Below are 5,322 nucleotides of genomic sequence, written 5' to 3' on the forward strand. Positions count from 1 at the left end.
AGCGAGCGGACCAGCGCCGCGGCGCGGTCCAGGACGGCGGCGGCGCCGTCTCGGGCCGGCGTGGGGGCCTGGGTACGGGCCAGCACCGCGCCGGCCCGCACCAGCGCGGCGGCGGTCTTGGTGCCGCCGATGTCGACGGCGGCCAGCAGCGGGGCGGTCACGGCGTCCTTCGGGTCACGGTGATGCGGAAGTCGTAGCGGTCGGCGCGGTAGATGCTCTCGGCCCGCTCGACCGCGACCCCGGCGCCGTCGTAGGTGGTCCGGTCCACCCGCAACGCGGGCGAGTACGGCGCCACGCCGAGCAGCGCGGCCTGGTCGGCGTCGACCACCGTCGCGGAGATCACCTGGTCGGCGTGGTGCGGCCGGACGCCGCGCTCGGCGAGCACCTCGTACAGGGAGCCGGAGACGAGCCCGGCGTCGAGGTCACCAACCCGCTCGGTGGGCAGCCACACCTCCTCCACACACATGGGCAGGCCGTCGGCGAGCCGGAGCCGCCGGATGTGGGCCACCTCGGCGCCGGGGGACAGCGACAGCTCCCGGGCCACGGCCACGCCGGCGGGGACGAGGGTCAGGTCGAGCAGGCGCGAGTCGGGGGTGAGCCGGCGGCTGCGCATGTCCTCGCTGAACGAGGTCAGGGCGAGGGACTTGGAGATGGTGGCCGGGTCGGCCACGAACGTGCCCGCGCCCTGGGCGCGGTAGACCAGGCCCTCCTCCTCCAGCCGGCCGACGGCCTGCCGGACGGTGGCCCGGCTGACCCCGAACCGGGCGACGAGTTCCCGCTCGCTGGGCAGTGGGTCGTGCGGGCGCAGCGCCTCGCCGATCTCGGTGCGCAACGCGGTGTACAGCGCCTCGTGCTTCCAGGCGGTCTTGCTGCCGCTGGTGGTGGTCACCCCTTCACCCCTCCCTCTCCGATGCCACGGAAGAACATCCGCTGCAGGGCGAAGAAGACCGCGAGCAGCGGAACGACCGCGATCATCGTGCCAGCGGCGACCACCCGTTGGTCGTTGGTGAAGGTGCCGGAGAGGTACTGCAGGCCCACGGTGAGGGTGAAGTTGTCGGGGTTCTTCAGCACGATGAGCGGCCAGAGGAAGTCGTCCCAGGCGAACAGGAAGCTGAACACGCCGACCACCGCGAGGGATCCGCGCACGCTGGGCAGCGCGACCCGCCAGAACCGGGCCCACTCCCCCGCGCCGTCGATCGCGGCGGCCTCCTCGGTCTCCCGGGGCAGTGCCAGGAACGCGGTCCGCATGACCAGGATGGACAGTCCGGAGACGGCGCCGGGCAGCAGCACCCCGAGCAGCGTGTCGACCAGGCCGAGGCTGCGCACGGTGAGGAAGACGTTCACCATGATCACCTCGAACGGCACCACCAGCGAGGCGAGCAGGGCGGCGAAGACCGCGCCCCGGCCGCGGAAACGCATGCGGGCCAGCGCGTACCCGGCCATGGCGCCGAGCAGGCAGTTGGTCAGCACGCTGGCGAACGCGACGATCGCCGAGTTGCCGATGTAGCGCCAGACCGGGATGACCTCGGTGACCTTGCCGAAGTTGCCGAATGTCGGGTCGGTCGGCAGCAGCGTGGTGTCCGGCCCGTAGATCGGCTCACCGGTGCTCTTGAGCGCGGTGGAGAGCTGCCAGAGGAACGGACCGACGAGCAGCACGGTCATCAGCAGCAGCAGGAGGTACCGCAGGGCCGGCCCGGCGAACCGGCTCATGCCGGCGGATCGGCGGGTGGGCCCTGCGGCCCGCGGCTCGGCGGCGACGCGCCGACCGGGCATGCCCTCACGGCCCTCGCTCCGCTCGGTGCGCTCGCTCATGCCGAGCCGACCGGGCATGCCCTCACGGCCCTCGCTCCGCTCGGTGCGCTCGCTCATGCCGTGTTTGCCGGGCATGCCCTCACGGCCCTCGCTCCGCTCGGTGCGCTCGCTCATGCCTCGTTCCTCTCGCTGCGCCGGCGCAGCACCAGCGCCAGGACGGAGAGGCCGAGGGTGCCGACGAAGAGCGTCAGGCTCATCGCGGAGGCGTACCCGATCTCGCCGTCGACGCCGAGCCCGACCTCGCGGATGTAGTAGACGATCGACTTGGCCTGGCCCCCGGGCCCGGCGGTGCCGGAGGACATCACGTAGATCTCGGCGAAGACCTTTGTCGCGGAGATCGCGGCGAGCGTGCCGACCAGCAGCATGGTGGGGCGGACGGTGGGCACGGTGACCGAGCGGAACCGGCGGACCGCGCCGGCGCCGTCGACCCGGGCCGCCTCGTAGAGCTCGTTCGGCACGTTGGACAGGGCGGCCAGGTAGATGACCATGTAGTAGCCCAGGCCCTTCCAGACCGTGACCAGCATGCAGGAGAACAGCAGCAGGGTGGCGTCGGTGAGGAAGGGCAGCGGCTCGGCGACCACCCGCAGCTTCACCAGCACGGCGTTGACCAGGCCGTCGGAGGAGAGCAACCAGCTCCAGATCAGACCGACCACGACCATCGAGGCGATGACCGGGGTGTAGAACACCGCCCGGAACGCGCCGATGCCGGGCAGCTTGGCGTGCACCAGCTGGGCCAGCAGCAGCGGCAGCAGCACCAGCGCGGGCACCACGACGACCAGGTAGAGCGCGGTGTTGCCGAGCGCCCGGAAGAACTCGGTGTCGTCGGCCAGCCGGGTGAAGTTCGCCCGCCCGGTGAACTGCCCGCCGCCGAGCGCCTGCGCGTCGGTGAACGCCAGCACGCCGGTGTTGGCGAGCGGCCCCCAGGTCATCAGCGCGGTGACGAGCAGCGCGGGGGCGAGGAAGAGCCAGGGCACGTACCAGCGACGGCCGATCACGTCGGTGAGCTCCTGTCGTGGAGGGGGTGGTGGCGCCGCCCGGCCGCAACGGCCGGGCGGCGCCGGTGGGTCAGCGGGCGAGCAGCTTGTTGGCCTCGTCCACGGCCTGGTCCAGCGCGGCCTTCGGGTCGAGGTCGCCCTTGACGGCGAGCTGCACCTTGCCGATCACCAGGGCCTTGGTGCGGTCGTCCCACTGCACCGGGGTGAGGTTCTGCGCCTTGGCGATCTGCTCGGCCGAGATCCGGCGGGCCTGCGCGGTCGGGTCGGCGGCGTCCACCTGGGTGAAGTACGGGTCCTTGAGCGACTCGGAGGTGGACGGCAGGATCGTCACGATCTTGGCGAAGGCGAGCTGGTTCTCCGCGTTGCTGACGAACTTCGCGAACTCCAGCGCGGTGGCCGGGTTCTTGCTCTTCTTCGGCACGAGCAGGCCCATCACCGACATGTTGGTGGTGCCGTCGGCGCTGGCGATCTGCGGGGCGACCCCGGTGGCCTTGGCGACGGCCGGCGCGTTCTGGCCGACGACCTTGAGGAAGTTCGGCCCGGACGGGAACAGCGCCACCCGCCCGGCCGAGTACGCCTCGGTCTCCTTGGCGTGGTCCTGGGTCAGCCAGTCCGGCGCGATCGCCTTGCTGGCGTAGAGGTCACGCAGCCGGGTGACGTACTGGACCGCCTCGGGGGTGTTGAAGGTCCACTTGCTGGCGTCGTCGTTGAGCAGCGGGACGCCGAGCTTGGCCAGGTTCGGCACGAACGTGTTCTCCAGCGCCGGGTGCCAGCCGTAGAACCGGCCCTTGCCGGCGGTGGAGATCTTCTCGGCCTGGGTGAGCAACTCGTCGATGGTCTTCGGCGGGCCGGCGTCGGGCATCCCGGCCTGGGCGAAGAGGTCCTTGTTGTACATGGTGATCTCACTGGTGAGATACCACGGCAGGCCGTACGAGCCGTTCTGGCCGGGGACCTTGAACGCGTCCCACGCGCCGGGGACGAAGGAATCCTTGACGTCGCCGGCGTTGGCCTCCATGTCCACGAAGACGCCCTGCTTCTCCAGCTTCTGGGCGAAGTTCGGGTTGAGGTTGACCACGTCGGGCAGCGTGCCGGCCTGGGCGTCGTTGGTGATCTTCTCCTGGGCGCCCTGGAACGGCAGATCGACCCAGGTCACGTTCGTGCCCGGGTGCTGCGCCTCGAACTTCTCGATCAACCCGTTGATGTAGTCGTCGAACGTGGGCTTCAGGGCCAGCGTGGCGAAGGTGATGTCGCCCTTGACCTCGCCGCTGATCGGGTCGTCCGAGCCGGCGCCGGCGTCGTCGCCGCCGGACAGGCCGCAGCCGCTGAGGAAGAAGGCGGCGGCCACTGCGGCCGCGGCGAAGGCGCGGGTACGCCTCATGGGGGTCCTCCATGCGTGGGGGTGAGTGGTACGGACCAGTTGCCGGAGAGAGTGGCCCACGATGGCCGCCACGTCAACCCCCAGCTCGACTTCTGCGCCCCATGTCCGATTTGGTTACCGAATTGAAGCCTTGACTTGTCCGTACCAGTGGCCACACGATGAGGCGCATGCCTACCCCCACACCCCTACGCCGGGCCACCGCCGGTACCGCGGCCGGCGTGGTCCTGCTCGGACTCCTGACCGGTCCCGCCACCGCGGCCGGCGCCGCCACCGCAGCCGCCGGGTCCGGCGCGCCGACGGTCGTGGCCGCCGACGGCGCCACCGCCACCATCGACGCCATCGACCCGTCGTCGCGCGCCGCCGGCGTGCTCGCCCTCTACACCCCCGACTCCGGCGCGGAGACGAAGACCAACGCCTTCGGCGGCGAGGCGGTGCTGCGTGCCGTCGGCGGCGGCGCGTACGACGTGCTCAGCGTCTGCACCGCCCTCGACTCCTGCCCGAAGCCCGGCAACAACGCCATCCCGGCCGACGGCGCCGTGCTCTCCGCCTCGCCACCCGAGGCCGGCGGCGTCGACGACCGGCGGTGGCTGCGCGACAGGCTGCGCCCCGGCGACCGGGTGCAGCTGCGCAACCTGCTGATCCGCCGGGCCACCACCACGATCGACGCCACCGACCCGACCGCCACCACCAACCCCGGCGGGGTGGACCCGGCCAAGGGCGAGTGCTTCCCCGGCTGCCGGGGCGCCGAGCAGCTCGTCCGCTACACGGCCGACGGCGGCCGGGACCGCACCGGCACCAACGACTTCGGGTACGAGGTCACCGTCCGCGACGGCCGGGTGGTCGCCCGGCAGGGCGGCGACAGCGCCGTGCCGGCCGGCGGGTACGTGCTCTCCGGGCACGGCTCCCGGGGCTCCTGGCTGGAGGGCAACGCCCCGCTCGGCGCCCGGGTCACCGTCGACGGCAACACCGTCACGGTCGACGTCGACGCGGAGAGCTTCCTGCTCGACGCGGAACGCGCCGTCGCCGCCGCGCGCCAGTCCGGCCAGGCCGCACGGACGAGTTGCCTGGAGTTCGACCCGGCCGCCGTCGACACGGCGCTCGTCGAGGCCACCGGCCTGCTGGAGCAGGCCCGCGCCG

At 72.1% G+C, this 5,322-nt stretch carries 5 protein-coding genes; 1 reads left to right on the forward strand and 4 read right to left on the reverse strand.

The window, feature by feature from the left end; translation table 11 throughout:
• Positions 1-157: 157 nt before the first annotated feature.
• The 4 genes from HUW36_RS24675 to HUW36_RS24690 form a co-directional block, all read right to left on the reverse strand.
• Complete coding sequence (locus HUW36_RS24675) at positions 158-889, reverse strand: GntR family transcriptional regulator (RefSeq protein WP_174530351.1); 732 nt, start codon at positions 887-889, stop codon at positions 158-160.
• Positions 886-1,926 (reverse strand): carbohydrate ABC transporter permease, encoded by a 1,041-nt coding sequence (locus HUW36_RS24680; RefSeq protein WP_246248313.1) that lies wholly within the window; start codon positions 1,924-1,926, stop codon positions 886-888. The genes HUW36_RS24675 and HUW36_RS24680 overlap by 4 nt, the downstream gene beginning before the upstream one ends.
• The gene (locus HUW36_RS24685; protein ID WP_217428871.1) at positions 1,923-2,807 is read right to left on the reverse strand and encodes a carbohydrate ABC transporter permease; all 885 of its coding nucleotides are present in this window, start codon (positions 2,805-2,807) and stop codon (positions 1,923-1,925) included. The genes HUW36_RS24680 and HUW36_RS24685 overlap by 4 nt, the downstream gene beginning before the upstream one ends.
• Before the next feature lie 70 nt (positions 2,808-2,877).
• Positions 2,878-4,185: an ABC transporter substrate-binding protein gene (locus HUW36_RS24690; protein ID WP_174530352.1), complete on the reverse strand. Its 1,308-nt coding sequence runs from the start codon at positions 4,183-4,185 to the stop codon at positions 2,878-2,880.
• A gap of 167 nt (positions 4,186-4,352) precedes the next feature.
• On the opposite strand from HUW36_RS24690, the gene HUW36_RS24695 reads away from it, so the two are divergent.
• The coding region (locus HUW36_RS24695; RefSeq protein WP_217428872.1) for a hypothetical protein at positions 4,353-5,322 on the forward strand (970 nt) is incomplete at its 3' end.

Source organism: Micromonospora maritima (assembly GCF_902825405.1).
Classification (GTDB): Bacteria; Actinomycetota; Actinomycetes; order Mycobacteriales; family Micromonosporaceae; genus Micromonospora; species Micromonospora maritima.